General features: G+C 72.3%; 20 protein-coding genes. 8 read left to right on the forward strand and 12 right to left on the reverse strand.

What is annotated here, in order from left to right:
- Positions 1-22 precede the first annotated feature (22 nt).
- Both IG88_RS0101310 and IG88_RS0101315 read right to left on the reverse strand, forming a co-directional pair.
- Positions 23-1,018, reverse strand: a complete 996-nt coding sequence (locus tag IG88_RS0101310) for a carbohydrate ABC transporter permease (protein ID WP_031033912.1) — start codon at positions 1,016-1,018, stop codon at positions 23-25.
- A gap of 14 nt (positions 1,019-1,032) precedes the next feature.
- Positions 1,033-2,349, reverse strand: a complete 1,317-nt coding sequence (locus IG88_RS0101315) for an ABC transporter substrate-binding protein (protein ID WP_031033914.1) — start codon at positions 2,347-2,349, stop codon at positions 1,033-1,035.
- 181 nt (positions 2,350-2,530) lie between these two features.
- Here IG88_RS0101315 and IG88_RS0101320 point away from each other — a divergent pair, with 181 nt between their 5' ends.
- Positions 2,531-3,853 (forward strand): ROK family protein, encoded by a 1,323-nt coding sequence (locus IG88_RS0101320; RefSeq protein WP_031033917.1) that lies wholly within the window; start codon positions 2,531-2,533, stop codon positions 3,851-3,853.
- Between the two features lie 275 nt (positions 3,854-4,128).
- Here the strand turns inward: IG88_RS0101320 and IG88_RS0101325 are convergent, their stop codons facing one another.
- From IG88_RS0101325 to IG88_RS0101340, 4 genes are all read right to left on the reverse strand, one after another.
- Positions 4,129-6,561, reverse strand: coding sequence for a glycoside hydrolase family 3 protein (locus tag IG88_RS0101325; RefSeq protein ID WP_031033919.1), 2,433 nt, complete (start codon positions 6,559-6,561; stop codon positions 4,129-4,131).
- Between the two features lie 197 nt (positions 6,562-6,758).
- The gene (locus IG88_RS0101330; protein WP_031033921.1) at positions 6,759-7,829 is read right to left on the reverse strand and encodes a DUF1996 domain-containing protein; all 1,071 of its coding nucleotides are present in this window, start codon (positions 7,827-7,829) and stop codon (positions 6,759-6,761) included.
- Positions 7,830-7,906: 77 nt separating this feature from the next.
- Complete coding sequence (locus tag IG88_RS0101335; protein WP_031033923.1) at positions 7,907-10,078, reverse strand: discoidin domain-containing protein; 2,172 nt, start codon at positions 10,076-10,078, stop codon at positions 7,907-7,909.
- Positions 10,079-10,193: 115 nt separating this feature from the next.
- On the reverse strand, positions 10,194-12,389 hold the full coding sequence (locus IG88_RS0101340) for a discoidin domain-containing protein (RefSeq protein ID WP_031033925.1): 2,196 nt from the start codon (positions 12,387-12,389) through the stop codon (positions 10,194-10,196).
- Between the two features lie 241 nt (positions 12,390-12,630).
- Here IG88_RS0101340 and IG88_RS0101345 point away from each other — a divergent pair, with 241 nt between their 5' ends.
- On the forward strand, positions 12,631-12,864 hold the full coding sequence (locus tag IG88_RS0101345) for a hypothetical protein (RefSeq protein ID WP_031033926.1): 234 nt from the start codon (positions 12,631-12,633) through the stop codon (positions 12,862-12,864).
- Between the two features lie 248 nt (positions 12,865-13,112).
- On the opposite strand, the gene IG88_RS0101350 is transcribed toward IG88_RS0101345, so the two are convergent.
- The 4 genes from IG88_RS0101350 to IG88_RS0101365 form a co-directional block, all read right to left on the reverse strand.
- The gene (locus IG88_RS0101350) at positions 13,113-13,436 is read right to left on the reverse strand and encodes a putative quinol monooxygenase (protein ID WP_031033929.1); all 324 of its coding nucleotides are present in this window, start codon (positions 13,434-13,436) and stop codon (positions 13,113-13,115) included.
- A 129-nt stretch (positions 13,437-13,565) separates the two neighbouring features.
- On the reverse strand, positions 13,566-15,065 hold the full coding sequence (locus tag IG88_RS0101355) for a tripartite tricarboxylate transporter permease (RefSeq protein ID WP_031033932.1): 1,500 nt from the start codon (positions 15,063-15,065) through the stop codon (positions 13,566-13,568).
- A 1-nt stretch (position 15,066) separates the two neighbouring features.
- A complete protein-coding gene (locus IG88_RS0101360; RefSeq protein ID WP_031033935.1) occupies positions 15,067-15,612 on the reverse strand; it encodes a tripartite tricarboxylate transporter TctB family protein in 546 nt (181 codons plus the stop codon).
- Positions 15,609-16,595, reverse strand: coding sequence for a Bug family tripartite tricarboxylate transporter substrate binding protein (locus tag IG88_RS0101365; RefSeq protein WP_031033938.1), 987 nt, complete (start codon positions 16,593-16,595; stop codon positions 15,609-15,611). The genes IG88_RS0101360 and IG88_RS0101365 overlap by 4 nt, the downstream gene beginning before the upstream one ends.
- Positions 16,596-16,891: 296 nt before the next feature.
- Here IG88_RS0101365 and IG88_RS0101370 point away from each other — a divergent pair, with 296 nt between their 5' ends.
- Together IG88_RS0101370 and IG88_RS0101375 are read left to right on the forward strand one after the other, a co-directional pair.
- A complete protein-coding gene (locus tag IG88_RS0101370) occupies positions 16,892-18,538 on the forward strand; it encodes a sensor histidine kinase (protein WP_031033940.1) in 1,647 nt (548 codons plus the stop codon).
- Positions 18,535-19,329, forward strand: coding sequence for a response regulator (locus IG88_RS0101375; RefSeq protein ID WP_031033942.1), 795 nt, complete (start codon positions 18,535-18,537; stop codon positions 19,327-19,329). The genes IG88_RS0101370 and IG88_RS0101375 overlap by 4 nt, the downstream gene beginning before the upstream one ends.
- Here IG88_RS0101375 and IG88_RS0101380 read toward each other — a convergent pair.
- A complete protein-coding gene (locus tag IG88_RS0101380; protein ID WP_031033944.1) occupies positions 19,292-19,882 on the reverse strand; it encodes a TetR/AcrR family transcriptional regulator in 591 nt (196 codons plus the stop codon). The two genes, IG88_RS0101375 and IG88_RS0101380, sit on opposite strands and share 38 nt — an antisense overlap.
- Positions 19,883-20,111: 229 nt before the next feature.
- Here IG88_RS0101380 and IG88_RS0101385 point away from each other — a divergent pair, with 229 nt between their 5' ends.
- Genes IG88_RS0101385 through IG88_RS0101400 form a run of 4 tightly spaced genes read left to right on the forward strand, consistent with a single transcriptional unit; the run spans position 20,112 to position 24,967 of the window.
- Positions 20,112-20,708 (forward strand): 2Fe-2S iron-sulfur cluster-binding protein, encoded by a 597-nt coding sequence (locus IG88_RS0101385; protein WP_031033946.1) that lies wholly within the window; start codon positions 20,112-20,114, stop codon positions 20,706-20,708.
- Positions 20,705-21,697, forward strand: a complete 993-nt coding sequence (locus tag IG88_RS0101390; protein ID WP_031033948.1) for an FAD binding domain-containing protein — start codon at positions 20,705-20,707, stop codon at positions 21,695-21,697. The genes IG88_RS0101385 and IG88_RS0101390 overlap by 4 nt, the downstream gene beginning before the upstream one ends.
- Positions 21,694-23,844, forward strand: a complete 2,151-nt coding sequence (locus IG88_RS0101395; protein WP_031033951.1) for a xanthine dehydrogenase family protein molybdopterin-binding subunit — start codon at positions 21,694-21,696, stop codon at positions 23,842-23,844. The genes IG88_RS0101390 and IG88_RS0101395 overlap by 4 nt, the downstream gene beginning before the upstream one ends.
- Complete coding sequence (locus IG88_RS0101400; RefSeq protein WP_031033953.1) at positions 23,837-24,967, forward strand: XdhC family protein; 1,131 nt, start codon at positions 23,837-23,839, stop codon at positions 24,965-24,967. The genes IG88_RS0101395 and IG88_RS0101400 overlap by 8 nt, the downstream gene beginning before the upstream one ends.
- Positions 24,968-25,013: 46 nt before the next feature.
- On the opposite strand, the gene IG88_RS0101405 is transcribed toward IG88_RS0101400, so the two are convergent.
- Positions 25,014-26,786, reverse strand: a complete 1,773-nt coding sequence (locus tag IG88_RS0101405) for a glycoside hydrolase family 15 protein (RefSeq protein ID WP_031033955.1) — start codon at positions 26,784-26,786, stop codon at positions 25,014-25,016.

A 26,786-nucleotide genomic window follows, 5' to 3' on the forward strand; every position in this document is an offset into this window, starting at 1 on the left:
GCGGGGCTGCCGGACGGCTCGGCTAGGCATCGGTGGTCTTCCTTCCCCGGGAGGTGAGCCAGAGGTAGACGCCCGTCACCACGAGCAGGAACAGCAGGAGCAGGACCGACATCGCGGAGCCCGTTCCGAAGTTCCAGGTCTGGAACGAGGATTGGTAGATGTGGATGGAGACCAGGTCCGCTGCCTCCGGTGCCGCCTTGCCGAAGAGGACGAAGGGGGTGTTGAAGTCGTTGAAGGTCCACAGGAACAGCACCAGGACCAGGACCTGGTTGACCGGGCGCAGCGAGGGCAGGGTGATGCGGCGGACCTGCTGCCAGACGCCGGCGCCGTCGAGAGCGGCGGCCTCGTAGATGTCCTTCGGGATGTTCTGGAGCCCGGCCATGATGATGAGGAAGGCGAACGGCCAGCCCTTCCACACCGAGACGACGAGCAGGGCGATGAAGCTGTTGTCGCCGATCAGCCAGAACGGAGGGCTGTCGGTGAGCCCGAGCTGGTCGTGCAGCACGTGGTTCACCAGCCCGTTGTCCCGCTGGAACATGAACGCCCAGGTGATGACGGCGGCGTAGACGGGCAGCGCGTAGGGCACCAGGAAGAGCGCGCGCAGGACGCCCCGGCCGCGGAAGGTCTCCTGCATGAAGATCGCCGCGGCCGCTCCGAGCAGCCAGCACAGGCCGACCGAGAGGACGGTGAACAGACAGGTGATGAGGAAGGACTTCAGCAGCGCCTCTCCGACGGGGGCGTCGAAGTCGACGGTCAGGCTGTAGTTGTCGAAGCCGGCCCAGGGCGCGGTGCCCCAGTCGCGGATGTAGAACTGGGTCAGCTCCTTGAAGCTGACGACGATGCCGATCACCATCGGCACCAGGTGCACCAGTAGTTCGAGCAGCAGTGCGGGGAACAGCAGCAGGTACGGCAGCCCTACGCGGCGCAGCCGCCCGGGGCGACGCCTGCGCGGCGCCGCTCCGGGGTCGGTACTCCGTGCCGTCCGCTCGCCTGCGCTGAGGGCAGCGGTGGTGGTCATGGCGGTGTCCGCGCTCACTTCTTGGGCATCTGCTGCTGGGCCTTGTCGAGCTTGGCCCGCACCGACTCGGTGGTCACCGCGCGGCCGGCGGCGGCGTCGGCGAAGAGTTCCTTGACGGCGGTGCCGACGACGGTCTCGAACTGCGACTCCTCGGGGACCTGCGGCAGTGCGGTGGCACTGGTGGCGAGGGTGTCCCGGAGCACGGTGAGCGCCGGGGCGCTGAAGGCCGGGTCCTGCTGGGCGGCCTTGACCGGCGGGATGGAACCGTACGCCTTGTTGAGGACGACCTGCTCCTTGTCGCTGGTCATGAACTTCACGAACTTCTTGGCGCCGTCGATGTTCTTGGTGTTCCTGAAGACGGCCATGTTGATGCCGGCGACCATGGAGTTGGTGGCCCTGCCCGGGCCGGGCTCGCCAGACGGCACGGGAGCGGGGGCGACTCCCCACTCGTCCTCGTCCATGCCCTGCGACTTGAAGGTGGCGGACGCGGTCTGCCACAGCACCATGGCCGTCTTGTCCTTGGCGAAGTCACTCAGGGACTGGTTCTGCGCGTACTCCGCGTTGCCGGGCGCGATGATCTTGTCCTTGGCCATCAGGTCGACGTACTGCTTCACCGCCGCCACGGCACCGTCGGAGGTGAAGTCGGCCTTGCCGTCCGGGGTGAAGAAGTCCGCGCCGTGCTGCTTGGCGAGGACGAAGACCTGGTGGATGTTGTTCGACAGGTTGGAGCCCTCGGCGCCGAGCGCCCACGTGCCGTCCTTGGAGAGCTTCTTGCCGGTCTCGACCAGTTCCTCCCAGGTGGCCGGCGGCTTCTCGATGCCGGCGTCGGCGAACATCTTCTTGTTGTAGTAGAGCGCGTAGGCCATGGAGTACAGCGGTACGGCGGCCGGGTCCTGGCCCTGGACGCCGGTGGAGCCGAGCGCGGACTCCACGAAGCGGTCCTTGCCGCCGATCGCCTCGAAGTTCTTCTCGTCCCAGGGCAGCAGGGCACCGCCGGCCTGGAGCGAGGCACTCCAGGTGTTGCCGATGTTGAGGACGTCCGGGCCCTGGCCGGAGGTGGTGGCGGTGAGGATGCGGTTGAGGAGATCCGACCACGGCACCACCTCCAGCTTCACCTCGATGCCCGTCTCCTTCTCGAACCTGTCGAGCTCCGGCTGGAGGACCTTCTTGTCCACCTCCAGGTTCGCGCCCTGGTTGGAGGCCCAGTAGGTGAGTGTCTTCGGCTTCTCGTTGGAACCCTCGGTGCCGGACGACCCCCCGCCGCAGGCCGCCACGGTGAGGGCGAACGAGAGGGTGACGGCGCCGACGGCTGCGGCTCTGATTCTGCGCATGACTCCAGAGGCCTTCCGGGAGGTGACGAGATCGCCCGTGGAGGCGGGCCGGGGCAGCGCAGCTCGCGCCCCCTAGCCGCCACGGCTTAATTTAGTGTGTGAGTTAAGCTCCAAGTGAAGGGTGCGTCAAGAGCTCGGCTGCAGGTAAGTTGCGGTGAGGACTTCGAAACGAGGAGCCAGGGTGAAAATGCGCAGCGGCCGTACAGTGCGTGACCTGCGGCGGGAGAACCGCACCGCGGTATTGCAACGGTTGTATTTCGACGGACCGCTCAGCCGGTTCTCTCTGGGGCCCGCCACCGGACTGAGTTCGGGTTCGGTGAGCAACGTGGTCTCCGAGCTGGTCGCCGAGGGGCTGGTGGAGGAGGCGGGCAGCGTCGACTCGGCCGGCGGCCGGCCCCGCACACTGCTGCGTGTCAGCGCGCGGAGCGGTTACCTGATCGGCGTCGACATCGGCGAGACCCGGGTGCGGGTCGAGCTCTTCGACCTCGCCCTCACCGAGCTGGCACGCGTCGAGAAGCCGCTGGAGACCAACGGCCCGAGCCGTCTCGACCGTTACGACGTCGGCGTCGTCGTGACGCACCTGCGTGAGGGCATCGGCGAGGTGCTGGACGAGGCCGGCATCCCGGCGGAGCGGCTGCTCGGCGTCGGGATCGGAGTGCCGGGCATCGTCGCCCGGACCCCGGAGGACGGCGCCGTCGTGCACGGCCAGACGATCGGCTGGGACGGTGTTCCCCTGGAACGGCTGCTGCGGGAGTCGCAGATCCTGCCCGAGGCCGTGCCCTACTACATCGACAACGGCGCCAAGACGCTGGGTCAGGCGGAGATGTGGTTCGGCGCCGGCCGGGGCGCGCAGAGCGCGGCGGTGGTGCTCTTCGGCTCCGGCGTCGGCGCCTGCGTGGTCGGCGACGACATGGGGCCCGCGTGGGCCGTGGAGTGGGGGCATCTGACGGTGCGGGTGCGCGGGCGCCGCTGCCGCTGCGGTGCCCTGGGCTGTCTGGAGGCGTACGCGGGCGCCGAGGCGCTGCTCCAACGCTGGGAGGAGGCGGGCGGGGAGCTGCCCGCCGGCGCGGACGAGGAGACCGCGCTGACCGCGATGCTCGCGGCCGCGTACCCGGACACGGACGCGACGGGGACCGCTCCGGAGCCCGACGCCACCGCCCTTGCCGTGCTGGAGGAGACCGCCGAGTACCTCGGCGCCGGGTTCTCCGACCTGATCAACCTCTTCCAGCCCGAACGCATCCTGGTCGGCGGGTGGGCCGGACTGCAGCTCGGCCGGCGCTTCCTGGACCTGGTCACGGCCCACGCCACCTCGTACGCCCTCACCTATCCCGCCGCCCGCGTCCGCATCGACCTCGGCACCCTGGGCCCGGACGCCGTCACCGTGGGCGCCGCGGTCCTGCCGCTCGCCGACTTCTTCGCGCGGGGCGGCCGGCCCGAGCAGGCCGAACCGGTGGAACCCGGCCCGACGTGGCGGACCGCCCTGCGGGAACGCTCGGTGCCGTGACTCGCGCCCGCCGCCACGGCAGGGGCCGCCCGGGAGCGGCCGGACCGGTCGTGGCCCGGTGCCGCCGCTGTGAGCGGCCTCCCGCGCACGCATCGGTGGAGGGCTTCGCGCAGGCCACTTCCGCGGACCGCGAGAGGTGAGGTGATGCCGGGACACCGGCCGAAAGCGGCGGCGCCCGGGAAGCCCGAGGAACCACGGGCCGAGGAACCACGGGCCGAGGAACCGCGGGCCTCGGCGGCCCCGGCGAACGTACGGCCGTGGACGGGCCCCCTCCGTCAGGGGCCGCCGACCGTGACCCAGCCCTCCCACCGCGTGTCCGCCACCGACCTGCCCACCGCGAGCCGGTAGGCGCCGTGCTCCGTGGCCCAGCGGTGGTCCCTCTCCGACCAGTGCCGTACGGCACGCGGGCCGACCACCACCTCGGCACTCGCCGTCCGGCCCGCTTCCACCCGGAGAGCCGCGTATCCGGCGAACCAGCGCACCGGACGCTCCACCGCGGAGTCGGGGCGGGCCAGGTAGACCTGCACGACCTCGCGGCCGGCCCGGACACCGGTGTTGCGCACCGTCACCCGAACCGTGAACGGCTCACCCGTCACGACGCGCGCGGGAACATCCACGGCCGTGTACTCCCACGTCGTGTAGCCGAGTCCGTGGCCGAACCAGTAGGCGGGCCCGCTTCCCGCGCGCAGCCACGCCCGGTGACCGATGTGCAGTCCCTCGGCGTAGTCGAGCCGGCCACCGACCGGCCGGGTCCGGGTGACGGGCGCGTCCGCCAGGGACGCGGCCCAGGTGGTGGGGAGCCGCCCGCCCGGTTCGGCGAGGCCGAACAGGACGTCGGCCAGCCCCGTGCCGGCCTCCTGTCCCGGAAACCACGTGAGCAGCACGGCGCCGGCTTCCCGGTGCCAGGGCAGCTCGACCGGACCGCCGCTGTTGACGACGACGACCGTGCGCGGATTCGCGGCGGTCACGGCACGGACCAACTCGTCCTGGTGCCCTCCGAGGGACAGCCCGGCGCGGTCGTACCCCTCGGTCTCGTCGTGCTCGGTGGTGCCGACGACCACGATCGCGGCGTCGGCGTCCCGGGCCGCCCGCACCGCGTTCCGCAGCGCGGCCGCCGGGTCCGGTTCGGGCGGCGCGGCGACGACGACGGTGGCGCGTCCGCGGCCGGGCACCAGTTCACGCCGGGCCACCACGTGCACGGGCCGTCCGGCGGTCAGTGCCGTCCGCGCCGTGTGCACGGGCGGGTTGACGTGGACGACGGCCGGGTCGTCCGTGTCACCGGGGAACTCCCCGTCCAGGAGCGTGCGGTCGTCGACGGTGAGCGTCATGCGTCCGAAGCCTCCGACACCGAACGTCCACTCGCCCGACCGGCGGGGGCGCAGTACCGCGCCGATCTCCACCGTATGCGCGCCTGGCGGCAGGTCCGGCTCCAGTTGCCGTCCCGAGAGCCGGTGCTCCGCGTACAGCTCCCGCCCCCTCGCGTCCAGCACCCGCAGGAGCACGCCGGGCGCACCCGACCCGGGGTCGGTGCACAGGTCCGCGCCGAGGGGTGCGGGCGGCGCCGGCGGAGTCGGACCGGGCTCGTACGTCACGCGTGCGCGCCCTCGCAGCCGGGCACGGACGCCCGCCAGCGGGGTGACCACGCCGGAGCAGAAGACACCCGCGCTGCCGCCACCCTGGACGCGCGGGGACGCGGCGTGCACGCCGACGACCGCGACGGTGGACAGCCCTTCGGGGTCGAGCGGCAGGACGTTGTCGTTGCGCAGCAGGACCGAACCGGCACTGACGGCGCGCCGCAGCAGCGCCCGCGTCCCGCCGAACGCCGCCGTCGGCACCCGGCGCGGGCGGTACGGCTCCAGCGCGCCCACCCGGTCGGCGAGCCGGAGGAGCCGGTGCACCTTCGCGTCGACCGATTCCTCGGCGACCCGGCCGTCCTTCACCGCCCGCACCAGTGACGCGCCCCAGGGACTGTCCGGGCCCGGCATCGCCAGGTCGAGGGCGGCGCGTCCGGTCTCCTCGGTGGTCCGCACGGCCGCCCAGTCGGAGACGGCGACTCCGTCGAACCCCCATTCACCCTTGAGGGGCTCCGCCAGCAGCGGGCTGGCCGTCATGGTCGTGCCGCCCACGGCGTTGTAGCCCGCCATGACGAGCCACACCCCGGCCTCGACAGCCGCCTCGAAGGGCGCGAGGTACACCTCGCGCAGAACGCGTTCGCCGGCCCGGACGTCCACGGTCAGCCGGTCGGTCTCGGAGTCGTTGGCGACGTAGTGCTTGGCGGTGGCCGCCACCCCGAGGGCCTGGATGCCCCGGACGAGCGCGGCTCCGGTACGGCCGGTCAGTTCCGGGTCCTCGGAGAAGCACTCGAAGTGCCGGCCGCCCAGCGGACTCCGGTGGAGGTTGAGTGTGGGCGCCAGTACCACGTCGACGCCCTTGCGGGCGGCCTCGGCCGCCAGCAGGCCCCCGAGCCGCTCCACCAGCTCCTCGTCCCACATCGCCCCCAGGGCCGAAGCGGAGGGCAGCAGGGCCGAGGTGCGCCGCTCGTCCCATGCCTCGCCGCGTACCCCGGCGGGTCCGTCCGAGGTGACCATCTCCCGCAGCCCGATCCCGGGCTCACCGGCGGTGCGCCAGGTCGTCGCGCCGGTCAGCAGGCGCACCTTCTGCTCGAGACTCAGCCTGCCGATGAGCCGATCGAGGGATTCGTCGTCCACGTCCCACCCCGCCTTCCGGCCCTCCGCTGCGGTGGGAGAGCGCTCTCCCAACCATTCGGCGAGACGCTCCATTCCGTCAAGTCCTGCCGGCCGGCGGCCGAGCGGCCGGCAGTGGGCATCCGGCGCGCGGGCAGCGAAAGGTGCCCGACGGCACCCGCGCCGAGCGGGCGCCGTCGGGCCTCGGACCGCCGGCCGGGTCAGGGCAGTCGGTGGTCGGCGTTCAGCACGGCGCCGCGTTCCGGGTGGTTCTGGTCGTAGCCGCGCGTGTCGCACTGGAGCCCGCCCACGATGCAGTGGTCGACCAGGGCGTTCAGGGTCCGCTCCTCCCAGGCGTTGAAGAAGTCGTAGTGGAAGGAGTAACCGCGCCCGCTGGCCAGGCGGACGTCGCTCATGTCGCCGTTGACCGGCCAGGCCATCTTGAACTCGATCATCGGCAGGGCGACCGGGTGGGAGGCCGGGCACATGTTGTCGTTGGTGCCGGGTTTGACGACCGGGTAGGCCATGTGGCTCTTGTGGTCGGGAGTGTCGAGGTACTTGCCGTCCCAGCAACTGGGCGCCTGCATGCGGAGGTTGAGCTGGACGTCGGGCCGGCTCGGGCAGCTCGCCGGAATGTCGGTGTTGAAGAAGCTGTCACCGCATTCCCAGCCCTCGACGAAGCCCTTGTGGCCGCGGAACTCCTGGGCGCTCTGCAGGGGATTGCCGACGACGTACCGCAGTCCCTTGGGGAAGGGCCGCACGCTGGTGTAGTCGGTGACGCCTGACTTGTAGTAGATGACCTGCGGTCCGACGGGGAGGACCTTCTTGTCGCCCTTGTACAGGGACGGCATCCAGTACGCGGAGGCGTCGGCCGGTGCGAGACAGGTGGTGTCGCCGCCGTACAGGCTTGCCGTCGTGCTGCCCGCGTTCGTCGAGGTGTTGCCCATGAAGGTGTGGTCGTGGGACTTGCCCGGCTGTCCCGGGTACACGATCGGATCGTCGGGCGCGGTGTGCGTGACGGCGCAGTTGGCCTGGAACTCCTTGTGGTAGCGCGGCGGCGGGGTGGCGTCCGAGGGGGTCACACCGGTGACCGGGGGAACGGTCGGGATGTACCCGTCGCCGTCGGGGTCGTCGGCGGACGCCTGGGTCGACACCGCCATGGTGTGCCCGGTGTGACCGGCGGCCGGGGCGTCACCGGGACCGGCCGCCGTGGCGACGGTGCCGATGCCCAGCACACTTGCGACGAGTGCGGTGCCGAGTAACAGCGCGGGGAGTTTCGAACGTGGTCTCATGAGGCCTCCTTGCCTGCTGAGATGCCGGGTGAGAGTGGGGTGGTGCGCAGGGCGCCGCCGGACGCCCTGCGCCGTCGTCAGCCGTAGATGCCGAACTCGTGCAGCGAGTAGCCCCAAGCCGTGCCACGCGCCGTCAGATGCAGTCGCACGTGCCGTGCGGTCTCCGTGACGTCGACGGTGTCGACGTCACCGTCGCCGGCACTCGTGGTGTGGACCGTGCGCCAGGTGGTGCCGTCGTCCGACACCTGTACCTCGTAGGACTTGGCGTAGGCGGGGTCCCAGACGAGCTGGAGCTTGCGGACGGGGGTGGGAGCGCCGAGGTCGACCTGGATCCACTGCGGATCGCTCCAGTCGCTGGCCCAGCGCGTGTCGGTCCTACCGTCCGTCGCCTTGGCGGGCTCGCACGGGCAGTCGCCGTAGGACGGCTGGAAGGAGGACGCGGTGGTGGGCTTGTTCAGCGCCACGTTCGTGCCGGTGACCGGCGGGGCGACGACCTTGACCGACTTCGTCTCGATGCCGGCGTTGCCGTGACCGTCCTCGGCCTGGACGTACACCTTCCACACGCCCAGCTTCTCCGGGGCCTTCACGGCGAAGGTGCCGTCGCCGGTGGACCGCCACTCGGCCTCCACCAGGCGCTTGTCGCCGCTCGCGTAGTTGCCGCTGAGGAAGACCTTGTGGGTGACGGGGTCGCCGTCGGGGTCGCGCACGTCGGCGCGGACGGTGAACTCGCCGCCCGCCGGGGCGGACGAAGCGGGACCGACGGTCATGTTCGTGATGACCGGCGGGGTGTTGTCGCCGGTGGCCGATCCGCCGTACGCCTTCTTGACGGCGTAGTAGGACAGCCGCTTCAGCCCGTCCGGCACGAGGTTGAACCAGACGCCGCCGAAGTCGTGTTCGACGCCGTAGTGGAAGAGGGTGGCGCCCAGCGCGACGCCCTGGTGGCCGGTGACGCAGTCCCAGGCCTTGGTGTATCCCTCGGCCTTCTGCACGTCGGTCGGCTCGTCGGGGACGCCGTTGGCGTCGTCGGGCACCTCCCACTCACCGGCCGGGCCGCCCTCGGTGATGATGTACGGCTTGGTGTAGCCGCCGTCCTCCCAGTCCTTCCGGACGCCGCAGATGTCGCCGTAGGAGTTCACCGAGTACAGGTCGAGGTCGGGCGCGTTGCGCTTGTAGTACGGCCAGGCGCCCGTCCACGCGTCGGTCGAGGTGACGGGGTGGTCCGGGTCGATGGCGTGGATCTTCTCGGCAACGTCGTTGACGAAACCGGTGTAGGCGTTGCGCTGCGCCTCCAGCTCCGTCCCGCTGTAGCAGTTCTGCAGGCCGAGGACCGACTCGTTGCCGACGTTCCACATGAGGGTCGCCGGGTGGCTCTTGTACGCCTCCACCCACTTGGCGAACTCGGTGAGCATGTTGTCCTTGTACGTGGTGTCGGTGACGTAGTCGACGCAGCCGCCGGAGCCGGGCCCGCCGCCTGGCTGCAGCCAGAAACCGTTGACGACTCGGATGCCGTTCGCGGCGGCGGTGTCGAGAAGCGGCTTGGTGCCCGCGTCGGTGCCCCAGGTGCGGATCGTGTTGACGCCCATGGACTTGACCTCGGGCATGTACTTCGGGGCGTCCGCGACGGCGGGGCCCCAGGTCAGGCCCTTGACCGTGTAGGGCTCGCCGCCGACGGTCAGTTGCCAGTTCCCCTGGGAGCCGGTGACCGCGACCGCTCCTCCTGTGGCCGGCGGTGTGCCGTCCGTGGTCCCGTACACCTGGAACTCCCACAAGGAGTAGCCGTAGCCGCCGGAACGCTCGGTGCCCAGCATCCGGACGTAGCGGCCGGAGCCGGAGACGGCGACCTCGTCCGTGCCGCCGTCACCGCCGGTCACGGTCTTCAGGGTCCGCCAGTCCGTTCCGTTGTCGGACGCCTCGATCCGGTAGCTCCTGCCGTACGCGCCCTCCCAGGTCAGCACGACACGGCTGAGGTCGGACCGCTGTCCGAGGTCGACCTGGAGCCACTGCGGGTCGCTCCACAGGCTGGCCCAGCGGGTGCCGGTCAGGTTGCCGTCGACGGCCGCCGAGGCGGCGTATCCGTCGCCTTCCTGGGACGAGGCGGTGGCGGGCCTGCCCTGGGAGAGCAGCGTTTCCGCGGCGTGGGCGGGCGGAGCGGTGAGGGCGAGCGACGACGCCACCAGGGCGCCGAGGGCGAGCAGCGGGACGCCTGCGCGGCGGCCGACCGGTCTGTGGTGCACGGGGGCTGTGGACACATCTTCTCCTGGCGGGTCGGGGGAACGGGGGAGCACCGGTGGGGGCACACCCCTCCGGGCCGAGGGCGTGGACGTCGTCGGACCGGAGGGGAGTCGTGACCGACGGGCCGGCCGGTCAGGGGAAGGACACGACGGTGGACGGCACGGTCGAGGTACCGCCGGGCTCGGTCGAGGCGCCGGTGTCGTTGACGACGTGGTTGTAGTGGCCCATGCCGCCCAGGGAAACCACGAGGAGGCTGTGGAACTTCACTCCCGGTTTGACGGGGGTCCTGAAGCCGTGGTCCTGGCGAATGCTCGGGTCGACGTTGTAGTTGCAGTAACTGCCCAGGCCCCACGCCTCGTGGGTGTCCACCGAGTCGTCGACGCGGTAGGCGGCGTACCCCTTGGTCGAGCCGTTCTGGACGGCGGCCTGGTTCGGTGCGTCGTACGCCTTCTCGTTCTGGTAGAAGATCGTCCGGCCGCGTTCGCCGTACCACTCGACGTCGTACTTGTTGAAGTGCTCGACGAACAGTCCGGTGGCCAGAACGTCGTCGCCGTTGACGCGGACGCCGTAGTCGGCCCGGTTGGTCTCCCAGCCGACGCCGTCGCCGTGGTCGGCTCGCCACACCCAGGTGTGGTCGATGATCGTGTCGTGGCTGTTGACGACCATGCTGGTGGTGGCCTTGCCCGCGCCCGCGCCGCCGATGCGGATGTACACGTCCTGCACGGTGGTGGGGTTGGCGGCGTGGTCGGTGGACGCGCCCTGGGGGCCGATCTCCAGCAGGGTGGGGGAGTTGACCGGTCCGGCGTCGATCAGGAAACCGGCGAGCCGCACGCCGTCGACGTCGGCGACCTTCATGGCGGTCACCCCGTTGTCCGGGACGATCGTGGCGAGGCCGAGTCCCAGGACGACGGTGCCGGGCCGGCTGACGTTGATCGTCTGGTCGACGTGGTAGACGCCGGGGGTGAACAGGAGGTGCAGGCCCTGGGCGAGGGCGGCGTTGATGGTGGCGGCGCCGGCGCCGGGCTTGACGACGTAGAACTTGCTCAGCGGAATCGACTCGCCCTGCGGGGTGCCGTTCGACCAGGTGGTGCCGCGGGCGTTGGTCCGCCTGGCGGGGGCGAAGACCTTGTACTCGTCGCCGTCCAGGTAGAGGAAGGGCTTCTCGCGGGAGATCGGCGTCGTGTCGAGCGTGGTGTAGCGGGGCTCGGGGAAGGCGGTGGCGGGAGCGCCCTCGACACCTGAGAAGACCTGGTTCCAGACGCTGTTGGACCAGCCGCCGACCGAGCTGTCGCGGGTGTACCACTGCTGCTGCGAGTAGTTGCCGACCTGCCCGTCGATCCTGCTGTCCGCGATGTAGCCGCCGCTGGCCCAGCCGTAGCCGTTGGGGGCGAGGTTGAGGCCGCCCTTGACGTGCATCCGGCGGAACGAGGCGGCCTGCGAGACCGCCCACCGATTGGTGCCGCTGACCGGGTTCACGGCGAGGTTCTCGGCGCCGCGCCAGAAGTTCTGGGTGGCGTTGCCGTTGAACCATCCGGCGTCGACGGTGATGTCACCGTTGATCGTCGTGTCGTCGGGGCGCAGGCCGAGGCCGGCGATCTGGGTGTAGAAGCCGATCTGGGCGTTGAGGTTGTTGTAGGTGCCGGGCTTGAAGAGGAAGGCGTGCCGGCCGGAGCCGAACTGCGCCGATTCCTGCTCCTTGAAGACCTGGTCCAGCTTGGCCTGGATGCCGGGCGTGGAGGGGTCGAAGACGTGCACGTTGGGGCCGAGGTCGCCGCCGCCCGGGATGACCGGGCCGGGGTCGTCGCCGGTGGTGCCGTACACCTTGAACTCCCACAGGGAGTATCCGTATGCGGTGGCGCGGGCGGTGCCGAGCATGCGGACGTACCGGGCGGTTCCGGAGACGTTCACCGTCTCCGTGCCCCCGGCACCGGTGGTGGTGGAGTAGACCGGCGACCAGTCCGTGCCGTTCTGGGAGGTCTCGATGCGGTAGGACTTGGCATGGGCGGCCTCCCAGCGCAGCTCGACCTGGCTGAGGGAGGCGGACACACCGAGGTCGACGCGGATCCACTGCGGATCGGCCGCGGCACTGGACCAGCGGGTGCCGTTGTCGCCGTCGACGGCAGCGGTCGCGGGGGTGCCGTAGTGCTCCTGGCTGGAGGCGGTGACCGGTTTGCCCTGGGACAGCAGCACGGGCGCCGCCTGGGCCCGTGCGGCGGGGACTACGGCGAGCAGCGCGGCGGCCAGGGCGGTGACCAGGACGCCGACGAGCCCGCGGCGACCGGGTCTGCGCGACACCGGTGCCGCCGGGGATATGCCGACAGCGGGCATGGAGAGACTCCTTGGCAGGAAGGAATGGGAGAGCGCTCTCCGGCACCTTGCCCGCCTCGCCGGTCGCGGTCAAGGCTCCTCACACGGCTTTTCTTTTAGCTTTCATTAAGGTGATTTCCGCTTGCTGGGCAAAGAGTCGGCGTGGTCGGACAACGGCTCTGTCCGTCCTGTGGACAGGCGATGAGGAGCCCGACGCCGCGCAGCCTCCTGCGCACGAGGTGACGATCGGGCAGGTGGCCGTATGCCTGAGCCGCCCTTGCCTGGAGGTTCGTCTGCTGCCTCGTCCGACGGCAGTCTGGCGACGGCCGCCCGGCTCGTGCGCGCGTTCCACGCCCCGACTGCCGACAGCCCGCCGGCCGGTGGTCAGGAGGTCGTGTGCCACGACGGCCTGTCACCCGAGAACACGGTCCATCGGCTGCGCGGGGGCGAGCTTCGGCCGGCGGCGTTCATCGACTGGGGCATGATCTCGTGGTGACAGGATCGATGCCGGCGGCGCATCGAGCCCCGGGCCGATGCCGGTGACGCCGCCATGGCCCGGCTTCCGTGACGCAGGGGTGGTGCGGCACGTTCGAGAGGCCCACCAGTGGGTTTCCGATTACCGGGATGCGCTGGAGCGCTCGGTGCGGTGAGTGGGCGAGCAGCCGTCGCGGTGGGTTCGCCGGTTCCTTCCCGCGGCGGTGGGACGGCCACCTCGGGAGGCAGGGGATCCGGATGGCCGGTGTGCTAATCCACCGCCATCTCGCCCAGCTCCGACCAGTCCTCCTGGTCGACCGTCGTGCTCACGATGCGCGGCGTGCGGACGAGGTGGCGCGGCAGTGTCTCCTGCGCGGCGCGGAAGTGTGCGGACTGGACGTGGGCGGCGCCCGCCTCGTCGTCGCGGAAGGCCTCGACCAGCACGTACTCCGTGGGGTCGTCGAGGCTGCGCGACCAGTCGAACCACAGGCAGCCGGGTTCCGCCCGGGTGGCCCGGGTGAACTCGCCGGCGATCTGCGGCCACTGGTCCGCATGTTCGGGGAGGACCTGGAACTTCGCCGTGATGAAGATCATGGGTTCGCCTTCTGTGAGTGGGTGCGGGCCGGGCACGGAGCGAGCGTGTCGCCGTTCGCATCCGTACCCGGCTCCGGGCCGCCGGCACCATCCGGCTCGGCCAGGCGGGGCAGCCGGCCCGGTCGGTGGTCAGGCGTTCGCCCGCGTCCGCCCCCGCCCCACCAGCCGCTTCACCAGCGGCCACGCCAGCAGCAGCACGATCACCGCGTACACCGTCACCGAGAACGGCGTGTTGACCAGGCCCGACACGCTGCCGTCGCTGATCTGCAGGGCGCGGCGCAGTTGCTGCTCGGCGTTCGGGCCGAGGATGACGCCGATGACCGCGGGCAGGACGGGCAGCCCGTAGCGCCGCATGCCGAACCCGATCAGACCGATGACCAGCAGGATCACCAGGTCGATCACCTCACCGCCGACCGCGTACGCGCCGACCGCCGCGAAGAACATGATCCCCGCGTACAGGTACGGCCGCGGGATCCGCAGCAGCTTGGCCCACACCGGAGCCAGCGGCAGGTTCAGGGCGAGCAGCAGCACCATGCCGACGAAGAGCGAGGCGATCAGGCCCCACACCAGTTCGGGCTCGCGTTCGAAGAGCAGCGGGCCCGGCTGGATGCCGTACTGCTGGAAGGCGGCCAGCATGACCGCGGCGACCGCGGTGGTCGGCAGGCCCAGGGTCAGCATGGACACCAGCGTGCCCGCCGCCGAGGCCGACGCCGCCGACTCGGGACCGGCCACGCCCTCGATGGCGCCCTTGCCCCATTCGTCCTTGTGCTTGGACAGCCGTTTCTCCGTGACGTACGACAGGAACGTCGGTATCTCGGCGCCGCCCGCCGGGATCGCGCCGAACGGGAAGCCGATGAACGGGCCGCGCAGCCAGGACTTCCAGGTGCGCTTCACGTCACCGCGGCCGAGCCAGGGACGGCCCACCGGGATCGGCTCGCCCCCGCCGCGCCGCAGGTGGGCGGCCACCCACAGCGCCTCGCCGATCGCGAAGAGACCGACCGCCACGATCACCACGTCCACACCGTCGGCGAGTTGCAGCGAACCGAAGGTCAGCCGCTGCTGGCCCGTCATCTGGTCCAGACCCACCAGGCCGATCGTCAGACCGATCAACAGCGAGGCCAGGCCCCTGATCCGCGAGGACCCCAGCACCGACGTCACGGCGATGAACGCCAGCACCATGATGGCGAAGTAGTCCGGGGCGCCGATGTCCACCGCCAGGTCGGCGACCGTCGGGGCGAGGGCCACCAGCAGGATCGTGCCGATCATGCCGCCGGCGAAGTGGCCGATGGCGGCAGCGGCGAGTGCCTGCGCGCCCCGACCCGCCTTGGCCATGGGGTTGCCCTCCATGGCCGCGACCACCGCGGCACTCTCACCGGGGGTGTTGAGCAGGATGGAGGTGGTGGAACCGCCGAACATCGCGCCGTAGTAGATGCCCGCGAACATGATGAACGCGGCGACCGGGTCCAGCCCGTACGTCACTGGCAGCAGCAGCGCCACCGCCATCGCCGGGCCGATGCCGGGCAGCACGCCGATCGCCGTGCCGAGCAGCACGCCGAGGGCGGCCCACAGCAGGTTGACCGGAGTGAGCGCCGTACCGAACCCGTCCATGAGGGAGTTGAGGGCGTTCATGTCAGAGCACTCCCATCAGCGGGCCGCCGGGCAGCGGCACGCCGAGCAGCTTGTCGAAGACGACGTAGGTGAGCAGGGACAGCACCGCGGCGATCAGCGGATCGCGGTCCACGCGGCGGCTGCCGAGGGCGAAGGCGGCACCCCAGAAGAGCAGCGCGCCCGCCACGGGGAAGCCGGCCGGCTCGATCAGGGCCGCGGCGCCCAGGAAGATCCCGGACAGCAGCAGCACCGTGCGCCAGTCGGCCGGTTCGGACAGGTCGACGTCCTCGCCGCCCTCGGCCTCGCCCCGGCCTCCGCGCAGCACGTCGACGGCGAGCAGCGCGGCGATCACCAGCAGACCGGCGCCGACCACGATCGGGACGGTCTTCGGGCCGACCGGCCCGCGCTGGGTGATGTCGACGTTCATGGTGAGCGCGTCGGTCAGGACGAGCACGCCGAGCGCCAGCAGCAGGGCGCACACGCCCAGTTCGGAGTGCTCGCGCAGCCACGAGCGGCGACCGCCGGCCGTTCGCTCGCGGTCCTCGGGCAGTTCGGTCCGCGTCGTCACAGCCCCAGCTCCTTCAGCACCGACACCACGCGCTCGTCCTGCGCCTTCAGGAAGTCGCCGAACTCCTCGCCGGTCAGGAAGGCGTCGTCCCAGCCGTTCTGGTCCATGGACTTCTTCCACTCGGGGGAGTCGTGGAGTTCCTCGAAGAGGCGGGTCAGCTTGGTGCGCTGGGCCTCGGAGAGGCCCGGCGGGGCCACGATGCCGCGCCAGTTGGTGAAGTTCACGTCGTAGCCGGACTCCTTGAGCGTGGGCGCGTCCTGGAGATCGTCCACCCGCTCGGGACCGGTCACCGCGAGTACCCGCAGTTCACCGGCCTTGATCTGGTCCAGGTACTCGCCGACGCCGGAGACCCCGAAGCCGACCTTGTTCCCGAGGATCGAGGCGAGCAGCTCGCCGCCGCCGTCGAAGGGGATGTAGTTGACCGACTTCGGCTGGATCCCGGCGGCCTTGGCCATCAGCATCGGCGCGAGGTGGTCGGGCCCGCCCGGTGACGAACCGCCGCCCACGGGAATCTTGCCGGGGTTCTTCTTCCAGGCGCCGATCAGTTCGTCGATCGTCTTGTACGGAGAGTCCTTGGCGACCACGACGACGTCCTGCTCCTCGGTGAGCCGTGCGATCGGCGTGGCGTCGGCGAGGGTCTTGGGGGCGTGGTTGGAGCGGGCGGCGCCCACGACGCCGAGGCCCATGGACATGGCGAGCTTGCCGTTGCCGTGCTCGCTCACGAGCCGGCTCAGGCCGACGGTGCCGCCCGCGCCCGGCAGGTTGAACACCTCGATGTTGTGCGTGAGCCCGGCGTCCTCGGCGTTCTTCGCGGCCGTGCGGGCGGTGATGTCGTAGCCGCCGCCGGGCGTGTTGGGGACCATGAAGCGCAGGCCCGGGATCTGGGTGCCGGAGTCGGAGTCGTCGCCCGAGGAGAGCAACGGCGGTCCGGCCAGCACGAGCACGGCGGCCCAGAGCAGGGCAAGGGGGGTGCGCAGGCGCACGTATGACACCACCTGTCAATTGGGTAGAGCGGCAAGGGGGCCCTGTGGGGGAGGGTGACGTGGGCCACATGGTGCCCGCGCGTCCGCCCCCTGTCTTCCTTGCGGAACCAAGGGAGGTTGTGTTCATTGCGGTCGCCGCCACCGGCCCCCGACATCGCCGTCGGATCGCCGGTGCGTTGCGAAGCGGGCACATCGAAGCCGCTGCCCTTTCCTTCGCCGCAGGTGGGCGCCATGATGGCGACCCGGCACCCCCGCCCCGCACCCCCGCCCCTCCATGAGCCGAGAACGAGTCCGCCGTGGCACCCACCTTCCGCCGTCAGACCCTCGCGGGCGAGATGCTGGTCCTCCAGCTCGCCATCGTCGTGGTCGTGCTGCTCGCGGTCGCCGCCGTCTCGCTCGCCCAGTCCAAGGCCACCTTCAACCGCGTGGAGGGCCGCCGGGTCACGGCGCTCGCCGAACAGCTCGCCGCCACGCCGCTGGTCCGCAGCCAACTGCTGCGCCCCGTGCCGCAGGAGGCCCTGGCCCCGCTGGTCAACTCCACGCAGACCCAGTCCGGGGTCACCTCCGTCACGGTGGCCGACGCCGACGGCCGGGTGGTCAGCTCGACCGACCCGACGCTGATCGGCGGCCGGCTGCCGCGCGGGGAGGGCGCCGACGCCAGGAGCGGCTGGTCGGGGTCGCTGTCCGTGCAGGGCAGCCGGGAACTGGTCGCCCAGGTCCCGGTGCTCGGCGCCACCCGGCAGACCCTCGGCCGGCACCTGGGCACGGTGATGGTCGGCGAGGCCGACCCCACGGTCTGGCAGCGCCTGAGCGGCGCCTCCTCCTACCTCCTCGCCTACCTCGGCGTCGCCAGCGGCCTCGGCGTGGCCGGCTCCTGGCTGCTGGCCCGGCGTGTCAAACGGCAGACCCTAGGCCTGGAACCGCGCGAGATCGCGGGCCTCGCCGAACACCGGGAGGCGATGCTGTACGGCATCGCCGAGGGCGTCGTCGCCCTGGACCCGCAGCACCGGCTCACCCTCGTCAACGAGATGGGACGGCGCCTGCTCGACCTGCCCGCCGACTGCGTGGGCCAGAGCCTGGACGGCCTCGGCATCGACGGCCGGCTGCGCGACGTCCTCGCCGGTGCCACGCCCGAAACGGCCGAGCCGCGCGACGAGGTCGTCGTCCGCCACGGCCGGGTCCTGGTCATGAACCGCATGACCGTCACCAAGGACGGCCGCCCACTCGGCTCGGTCACCACCCTGCGCGACCGCACCGAACTGGCCCGCCTGGAGCGGGAGATCGGCTCCTTCCGCAGTACCTCCGAGCTGCTGCGCGCCCAGGCGCACGAGTTCGCCAACCAGCTCCACACCATCTCCGGACTCATCCAGATCGGCGAGCAGGAGGAGGTCGTGCGCTACGTCCGCGGGCTCAACCAGCGCCGCCAGTCCCTCGACGTCACCCTCAGCCGCCGGGTCCGGGACACCGCCGTGGCCGCGCTGATCACCGCGAAGTCCTCCCTCGCCGCCGAGCGCCGGGTCGCGCTGCGCGTCTCCGACCGCACGGCACTGGACCGGCTGGAGCCGGCGGACGCAGCCGACGTGGCGACCGTGCTCGGCAACCTGGTCGACAACGCCGTGGACGCCGCCGCGGCGCCAGGTGACGGCCACGAGGCCTGGGTCGAGGTCGAGCTGCGGCAGGACGCCGCCAGCGTCGAGATCGTGGTCCGCGACTCCGGTCCCGGCGTGGCGCCCGAACTTGCCCGGGAGGTCTTCTCCCACGGCTTCACCACCAAGGCCGCCCGGCAGGGCGAGCGCGGCATCGGCCTGGCCCTGACCCGGCTGGTCTGCGAACGCCACGGCGGTGAGATCTCGGTGACCAACACCCCCGAGGGGGCCATGTTCACCGCACGCATGACCGTCAGCCACCTCACCGACGCGGTGGCGGAAGGAGCAGCACCATGACGGCAACGAGCGGCACGTCCGGTACGACCGCTCCGGGCGCCGCTGCCCCGGAGGCGCCCCGTGCCACCGCCCCGATCGGCGTGCTCGTGGTCGACGACGACTTCATGGTGGCCCGCGTCCACCGCGCGTTCGTCGACCGGGTCGAGCCCTTCCGGGTCGTCGGGGTCGCCGGCAGCGGGGAGCAGGCGCTCACGGCCGCCGGGGAGCTGCGCCCCGACCTGGTCCTGCTCGACCTGTACCTGCCGGACGTCTTCGGTCTCGACGTCATCCCGCGGCTGCGCGCCGCGGGCCACGAATGCGACGTCATGGTCATCAGCGCGGCCCGCGAGGCGGACGCGGTGCGCGGCGCCGTGCGGCACGGCGTGGTCGACTACCTGCTCAAGCCCTTCGAGTTCGAGGACCTGCGGCTCCGGCTCGAGCGCTACGCCGCCCAGCGGGGCCGGATGCTCGGCACGGTCGTGCGCAGCCAGGCCGACGTCGACCGGGTCCTGGCCGGGGCCGCGGCGCAGCCGACGGCCCCGGCCGCCGCGCTGCCCAAGGGCATGAGCGTGGAGACCGCCGACCTCGTCGAGCGCACCCTGCGGGAGGCGGACGGCACCCTGTCGGCCAGCGAGTGCGCGGCGCTGACCGGCGTCTCCCGGGTCAGCGCCCGCCGGTACCTGGAGTACTTCCACACCGTGGGCAGCGCGGAGGTCTCCCTGCGCTACGGCGTGGCGGGCCGCCCGGAGCGCCGCTACCGCTTCCGGGGCGCGGTCACCGGCCTGGCGCTCCCGCCCGCAGGCCGTCCATGACGAAGTCCAGGAACCGGGTCACCCTCGGCTGCCAGTCCTCGCCGGGGCTGATCAGCCACAGACCGCCGAGGACGAGGAAGAAGTCGTCCCCGGTCACTCCGGGCCGGATCGTGCCGGCCTCGTCGTTGGCACGGAGCAGCAGCTCGGCCGCCTCCTCCAGCGGGGTGGGGCGCGGCTTCTCCGGTGCCCCGGGTGCGCTGGTGACCAGCCGGATCGCGTCCGCCAGACCCGCCTTGGTCATGGCGAACTCGGCGAGGCGGTCCATCCACTCGCGCAGGGCCGCGTCGGGTTCGCGGGTGGCCAGCATCTCGGGCGCGGCCCGGGCCACCTGCTGCATCCCGTGGCGGTAGATCTCCAGGACGAGTGCCTCACGGTTCGGGAAGTTGCGGTAGAACGTGCCCTGCCCGACTCCCGCCTTCTTGGCGATGACGCTCAACGGCGCGTTCGCGCAGTGCGTCAGCTCCTCCGTGGCCACTGCCAGGATGCGCTCGCGGTTGCGCTGGGCGTCCGAGCGCAGGGGAGTGCCCGGCTTGTCCTTCTTCGGCTGCGGCACCCGTCCCCCTTTCGGGTAGTGGCCGAATCGCGACCTTGCTAAGCGGACAACTGTCCGTTACTTTTTCGGTGAGCGGACAGATGTCCGGTTGTCCGCCCAGTCTAGCGGCGGACACGGCCGCGTGAACCGTCCGGTGCTCGCCCGGACGCGAATGAACCCCCACCGCCTACAGCCCGTTTCTCCCTGTCAACAGACACCCCCTGTCAACGGACACCAAAGAAGGCTGATCATGGCCCCAGCACCCTCGTCGACGTCCAGTGCCCTCACCCTCGACATCAACGGCGAGAAGCACCACCTGACCGTCGACCACCGCACCACCCTGCTCGACGCCCTGCGCGAGCGCCTGGATCTCACCGGCACGAAGAAGGGTTGTGACCAGGGCCAGTGCGGCGCCTGCACCCTCCTGGTCGACGGGCGCCGCACCGTCTCCTGCCTGACCCTCGCCGTAGCCGCCGAGGGGCGGGAGATCACCACCATCGAGGGCATGGCCGACGGCGACCAACTGCACCCCGTCCAACAGGCCTTCCTCGACCTCGACGGCTACCAGTGCGGCTACTGCACCCCCGGGCAGATCTGCTCGGCGATCGCCGTCATAGAGGAGCACGCCGCCGGCTGGCCCAGCGCCGCCACCGAGGACCTGCGTCCCGAGGCCGGACCGCCACCCCTGACGCCGGACGAGATCCGTGAACGGATGAGCGGCAACCTGTGCCGCTGCGGCGCCTACGTCTCCATCCTCCAGGCGGTCACCCGAGCGGCCGAGGCCCACCGGGCAGCCGCCCACGACGACGAGGCCCCGGCCGGGACGGCGAAGGAGACGGCGGCATGAGGGAGTTCGGATACCAGCGCGCCGACGACGTCTCCGGTGCCGTGGCCCTGCTCGCCGCCGACCCGGACGCGCGCTTCCTCGGCGGCGGCACCAACCTGGTCGACCTGATGAAGACCGGCGTCGAGCGTCCCGCCCGGCTCGTCGACGTCCGCGGACTCCCGCTGGACGGCATCGAGGAGACCGCGGACGGCGGCCTGCGCATCGGTGCCACCGTCACCAACAGCGACCTCGCCGCCCACCCGGACGTACGCCGCCGCTACCCGGCGCTGGCCCAGGCGGTGCTGGCCGGCGCCTCCGGGCAACTGCGCAACATGGCCACGGTCGGCGGCAACCTGCTCCAGCGCACCCGCTGCGGCTACTTCACCGACCTCGGCAAGCCCTGCAACAAGCGGGCCCCCGGCAGCGGTTGCCCAGCGCTCACCGGAGAGCACCACAACCACGCCGTCCTGGGCGCCTCGGACCACTGCGTGGCGGTCCACCCTTCCGACATGGGTGTGGCCCTCGCCGCCTTCGACGCCGTCGTCGGCTTCGAAACCCCCGACGGACCGGGCGAGTTGCCGCTGGCCGACTTCTATCTCCCCGTCGGGGACACCCCGCACCGTGAGACGGCCCTGCCGCCCGGCGCGCTCATCACCGGCGTCACCCTGCCGTCCGCGCCGGTCGCCCGCCGGTCCCGCTACCGCAAGGTGCGCGAACGCGCCTCCTACGCCTTCGCGATCGGCTCCGTCGCCGCCGCACTCGACATCGAGGACGGCGTCGTGCGCGAGGCCAGGCTGGCGTTCGGCGCGGTCGCCTCACGTCCCTGGCGGGCCCGCGCGGCCGAGGCCGTGCTCACCGGGGCACCGGCCGAGGGCGACACCTTCGCCGCCGCCGCGGACGCCGAACTCGCGGCCGCCAGGCCGCTGCCCGACAACGGATACAAGGTGACCCTCATGCGCAACCTCGCCGTCGCCGTCCTGACCGAACTCGCCGGGGAGGCCGCCCGATGACCACCGCCACGACCGGCTCCGCCGGGGTCCGGGGCGCCGTCGGCACCGCCCACACCCGCGTCGAGGGCCGCGACAAGGTCACCGGAGCCGCCCGCTACGCCGGTGAGATCCCGTTCGCCGACCTCGCGCACGGCTGGCTGGTGCTGTCCACCGTGGCCCGGGGCCGCATCCGCACCATCGACACCGAGCCCGTCCTCGCGATGCCCGGCGTCCTCGCCGTCCTGCACCACGGCAACGCCCCGCGCGTCGAGACCGACTACATCGGTCTGCTGGGCATGCCGCCGGACCCGACCGCGGCCCTCTTCCAGAACGACCGGGTGCCGCACGCGGGCTGGCCGGTCGCCCTCGTCGTGGCCGAGACGTCCGAGCAGGCCCGGGAGGCCGCCGAGGCCCTCGTCGTCGGCTACGAACAGGAACCGCACGACACCGAACTGACCACCGGACACCCCGGTGCCCACCAGGCCGGCGGCATCATGCCCGGCGAGACCGCCAAGGGCGACCTGGCGGCGGGCCTCGCCGCGTCCGCCGTCGTGGTGGACGAGGAGTACACCACACCCGAAGAGCACCACAGCATGATGGAGCCGCACGCCGCCACGGCCCGGTGGGACGGCGGCCGGCTGGAGGTCGTCGACTCCAACCAGGGCACCACCTGGGTCCAGACCGAACTGGCGAGCATGTTCTCGCTGGACGCCTCCGCGGTCCGGGTGCGCTCCGAGCACATCGGCGGCGGCTTCGGCAGCAAGGGCCTGCGCGCCCACCAGGTGGCAGCCGTGATGGCCGCGACCCAGTTGCAGCGTCCGGTCCGCGTGGTGATGACGCGACGCCAGATGTTCTCGCTGGCCGGCTACCGCAGCCCCACCCTCCAGCGTGTGCGGCTCGGCGCCGACGCCGACGGCCGGCTGCGCGCCCTGGAGCACCGCTCGCTGAGCCAGACGTCCACCGTCCACGAGTTCGTCGAGCCCAGCGCGGGCGTGGCCCGCGTGATGTACGACGCCCCCGCCCACCGCACGGTCAACGAGGTCGTGCCGCTCGACGTGCCGTCGCCGACGTTCATGCGCGCGCCGGGCGAGGCACCGGGCTCCTTCGCCGTCGAGTCGGCCATCGACGAACTCGCCGAGCGCTGCGGCGTCGACCCGATCGAACTGCGCCTGCGCAACGAGCCTGAGACCGGTCCCGTGTCCGGCCTGCCGTTCAGCAGCCGCCATCTGGACGCCTGCTTCCGTGAGGGTGCCCGGCGGTTCGGCTGGGCCGAGCGCGACCCGCGCCCCGGGGTGCGCCGCGACAGACGCTGGCTGCTGGGCACCGGCACCGCCGCCGCCTCCTTCCACGCGGGCGCCGGTCCGTCCACGGCCCTGGTGACCGCCGAGGCGGACGGCACCTTCACCGTGCGGATCGCCGCCGCGGACCTCGGCACCGGCGCCCGTACCGCGCTCACCCTGGTCGCGTCCGACGCGCTGGAGGTCACGCCCGAGCGGGTCCGGGTCCGCATCGGCGACAGCGACTTCGGCCCGGCCACGATCGCGGGCGGTTCGATGGGCACCCGCTCCTGGGCGTGGGCGATCACGGCCGCCGCGGCCGAACTGCGCGAGCGCCTCGCCCTCGGCGCCGACATCCCGGCCGACGGCATCACCGTACGGTCCGACACCACCGAGGCACTCGGCCGTCTCGCCCAGAAGGAACGGCACTCCTTCGGCGCGCAGTTCGCCGAGGTCGCCGTGGACACCGCCACCGGCGAGGTACGGGTGCGCCGCATGCTCGGCATCTTCGCGGCCGGCCGCATCGTCAACCCGCTCACCGCCCGCAACCAGCTCGTCGGCGGCATGATCTGGGGCATCTCCATGGCCCTGCACGAAGAGGCGGTGCGGGACCGGAGCAGCGGCGCCCTCTACGCCCCCGACCTCGCCGGCTACCACGTCGCCACCCATGCCGACGTGGGCGACATCGAGGCGGACTGGGTCGACGACCCCGACCCGGACGACCCTGTGGGCATCAAGGGCGTCGGCGAGATCGGCGTTGTCGGCGCCGCGGCGGCCGTCGCCAACGCGGTGCGCCACGCGACCGGCGTCCGCCACCGCGACCTGCCGATCCGGCCCGACCGCGTGCTGGCGGCGGGGGTGCGCCCGGCCGGAGGCGACGCGGATGCTTGACATCGCGGACGAGCTGAACCGCTGGCTCGCCGAAGGCCGGGAGTTCGCCGTCGCCACCGTCGTCTCCGTCGGCGGCAGCGCGCCGCGCGGGCCCGGTGCCGCCCTCGCCGTCGACAGCGACGGAACGGTGGTCGGTTCGGTCTCCGGCGGCTGTGTGGAGGGCGCGGTGTACGAGCTGTGCACCGACGCCCTGCACAGCGGCGAGACGGTGCGCGAACGCTTCGGGTACAGCGACGAGGACGCCTTCGCGGTCGGGCTGACCTGCGGCGGGACCGTCGACGTCCTGATCACGCCGGTCGGTGCGGACACGCCGTCGAGGGAGGTGTTCCGGGCGGCACTGGCCACCGCCGCCCGGGGCGGGACCGCGGCCCTCGCCCGGGTCGTCCGGGGCCCCTCCGACCTGCTCGGCCGGGCCCTGATGGTCCGTCCCGACGGCACCCACGAGGGCGGTCTCGGGGGCCACCCCGGCCTCGACCGCACGGCTGCCGCCGAGGCCGGTGCCCTGCTGGACGCCGGACGCACCGGCACGGTCGGGATCTCGGAGGACGGGTCGCACTGCCCCGGCGGGCTCACCCTGCTCGTCGAGTCCAGCGTGCCGCCGCCCCGCATGATCGTCTTCGGTGCGGTCGACTTCGCCGCGGCACTCGTACGGGCGGGGAAATTCCTCGGCCACCACGTCACCGTGTGCGACGCCCGGCCGGTCTTCGCCACGCGGGCCCGCTTCCCGGAGGCCGACGAGATCGTCGTCGACTGGCCGCACCGCTATCTGCGCCGCACCCCGACCGACGGGCGCACGGTGCTGTGCGTGCTCACCCACGACGCGAAGTTCGACGTGCCGCTGCTGACGGAGGCGCTGCGGATGCCGGTCGCGTTCGTCGGCGCCATGGGCTCGCGCCGCACCCACGAGGACCGCGACCGGCGGCTGCGCGAGGCGGGCCTGACCGAGGCCGAGCTCTCCCGGCTCCGCTCACCCATCGGCCTCGACCTCGGCGCCCGCACTCCCGAGGAGACGGCCCTGTCCATAGCGGCGGAGATCGTCGCCCTCCGCCGCGGTGGCACGGGAGCCCCGCTGACGGGCGGGGCGGCGCCGATCCACCGGGAAGTGACGGGGGCCGCCGCCTGAGACGGAGGCTGCCGCCCGGCGGGTGGTAAGGGGGAGCCCCGAAGCATCACGGCAGTGTCGACTCGCCGGCCAGGCGTACCGCGCACTCCAGCATCATGGCGTGCACGAAGGCCTGCGGGAGGTTGCCGCGGAGCTGGCGCTGGCGCACGTCGTACTCCTCGGCGAACAGCCCGGGCGGTCCGCAGGCCGCCCGGGTGCGCTCGAACCAGCGGAAGGCGCCGACCCGGTCGTCGACCCGGTGCGTGGCGAGGGCCATCGTGAAGCCGCAGAGCAGGAAGGCCCCCTCGGCCTCCCCGAGCGACTCGCCGGGGTGCTCGAAGCGGAACAGGTACCCGTCCTCGGTCAGGCGGGACTCGACGTAGGCGCGGGTGGCGGCGTCGGCGTCACCGAACGTGCAGCCGCGGGCCATCGGCACCAGCAGCGCCGCCTCGGGACCGTCGTCGTCCTCGGCCCGCCGCCAGCGGCCGTCGGGGAGCAGGCACCGGCGCCGGGTCTCCCGCAGCACCGTCTCGGCGAGGCCGGCGCACCGGCGCCCCGCGTTCCCGGGCAGCACCTCGGCCATCCGCCGCAGGCCGCACACCACGCTCAGCCGGGAGTGGGTCCACCACCGGTCCTCCAGCTCCCACAGGCCGGCCTCCGGCTTCAGCCACTGCCGTTCGACCACGTCCACGGCGAGGACCGCGGCCCGCTCCGCCTCCTCGGTCAGCCGGTCGTGCGCGGCCGCCGCGGCGAACAACTGCAGTGCCTCACCGAAGGTGTCCAACTGGAACTGGGTGCCCGCGTCGTTGCCGACGTGGTCGTTGCCGCCGGGGTAGCCGGGCAGCCGCAGGGAGCGCTCGCGCCCCACCGGCCGCCCGTCGACCGTGTACGCGGGTCGCACCTCGTCGCCGTCCTCGAGGATGCGCTCGGCGACGAAGCGCACGGCGTCGTCGACCAGCGGGTGCGGGCCGTGCGCGGCGACCGCGAGACCGGCGTAGCACTGGTCGCGCAGCCACGCGTAGCGGTAGTCGTAGTTGCGCCCGCTGTTGGCCCGCTCCGGCAGGGACGTGGTGGCCGCCGCCACCATCCCCCCGGAGACGCTGGTCAGCCCGCGCAGCACGGCGTACGCGTGCCGGGCGTCGCGGGGCGCGACCAGCCGTGAGCAGTCCGGGAGGGCCTGCCGCCACTCCCGCTCCGTGGCCCGCCACAGCGCGTCGGCGTCGAGCGGCTCGGTCTCCCGTCCCGTGGACAGTTCCAGGACGAGGTCGTGTGCCTCGCCCTCGCGCAGCCGGAACGCGCCGCACAGCCCGGCCCCGTCCCGCCACTGCGCGTCCGCCGCCCCGGCGAGCCGCATCCGCAGGCCCTCCGCCTCCGCCGTCCACAGGCCCCCTTCCCGCCGGGGCTCCCGCATCCGGCCCTCGCCGAAGCCGGGCCGCGGGTCCAGGTCGAGGTTCAGCCGGGCCTCGCCCCGTTCCACCCGCATGCGGCGCAGCAGTAGGAGCCGGTCCGTACGGGACGGCAGGGCCAGGGCCTCGCGGCACTCGATCACGCAGTCGGCGGTCACCCACCGGCTCACCCGGATCAGCGTGCCCTCCTCGTAGGAGCCGCCCCAGACGTGCCAGGGGTCCGCGGGCTCTACGGTGAAGTGACCGGCTCCACCGATCAGCGCGGCGAACACCGCGTCGTCGTGCCACCGCGGGGCGCACATCCACACGATCCGGCCCCGGGGGTCCAGGACGGCCCCCCGCTCTCCGTCGGCGAGCACGGCGTACTCGCGCAGCGCCCAGGGCGGACACGAGGTGTCCGGGGCGGCCGGGCGCTGATCGTCGCTGACCTTCAT

It is taken from the genome of Streptomyces sp. NRRL F-5650 (assembly GCF_000721365.1).
Taxonomy (GTDB): domain Bacteria; phylum Actinomycetota; class Actinomycetes; order Streptomycetales; family Streptomycetaceae; genus Streptomyces; species Streptomyces ardesiacus.

Coding starts and splice junctions, on each gene's coding strand:
- IG88_RS0101310 (WP_031033912.1), bottom strand. CDS start 1,018: ATGACCACCACCGCTGCCCTCAGCGCAGGCGAGCGGACGGCACGGAGT.
- IG88_RS0101315 (WP_031033914.1), bottom strand. CDS start 2,349: ATGCGCAGAATCAGAGCCGCAGCCGTCGGCGCCGTCACCCTCTCGTTC.
- IG88_RS0101330 (WP_031033921.1), bottom strand. CDS start 7,829: ATGAGACCACGTTCGAAACTCCCCGCGCTGTTACTCGGCACCGCACTC.
- IG88_RS0101340 (WP_031033925.1), bottom strand. CDS start 12,389: ATGCCCGCTGTCGGCATATCCCCGGCGGCACCGGTGTCGCGCAGACCC.
- IG88_RS0101345 (WP_031033926.1), top strand. CDS start 12,631: ATGCCTGAGCCGCCCTTGCCTGGAGGTTCGTCTGCTGCCTCGTCCGAC.
- IG88_RS0101350 (WP_031033929.1), bottom strand. CDS start 13,436: ATGATCTTCATCACGGCGAAGTTCCAGGTCCTCCCCGAACATGCGGAC.
- IG88_RS0101355 (WP_031033932.1), bottom strand. CDS start 15,065: ATGAACGCCCTCAACTCCCTCATGGACGGGTTCGGTACGGCGCTCACT.
- IG88_RS0101375 (WP_031033942.1), top strand. CDS start 18,535: ATGACGGCAACGAGCGGCACGTCCGGTACGACCGCTCCGGGCGCCGCT.
- IG88_RS0101385 (WP_031033946.1), top strand. CDS start 20,112: ATGGCCCCAGCACCCTCGTCGACGTCCAGTGCCCTCACCCTCGACATC.
- IG88_RS0101390 (WP_031033948.1), top strand. CDS start 20,705: ATGAGGGAGTTCGGATACCAGCGCGCCGACGACGTCTCCGGTGCCGTG.
- IG88_RS0101395 (WP_031033951.1), top strand. CDS start 21,694: ATGACCACCGCCACGACCGGCTCCGCCGGGGTCCGGGGCGCCGTCGGC.
- IG88_RS0101400 (WP_031033953.1), top strand. CDS start 23,837: ATGCTTGACATCGCGGACGAGCTGAACCGCTGGCTCGCCGAAGGCCGG.
- IG88_RS0101405 (WP_031033955.1), bottom strand. CDS start 26,786: ATGAAGGTCAGCGACGATCAGCGCCCGGCCGCCCCGGACACCTCGTGT.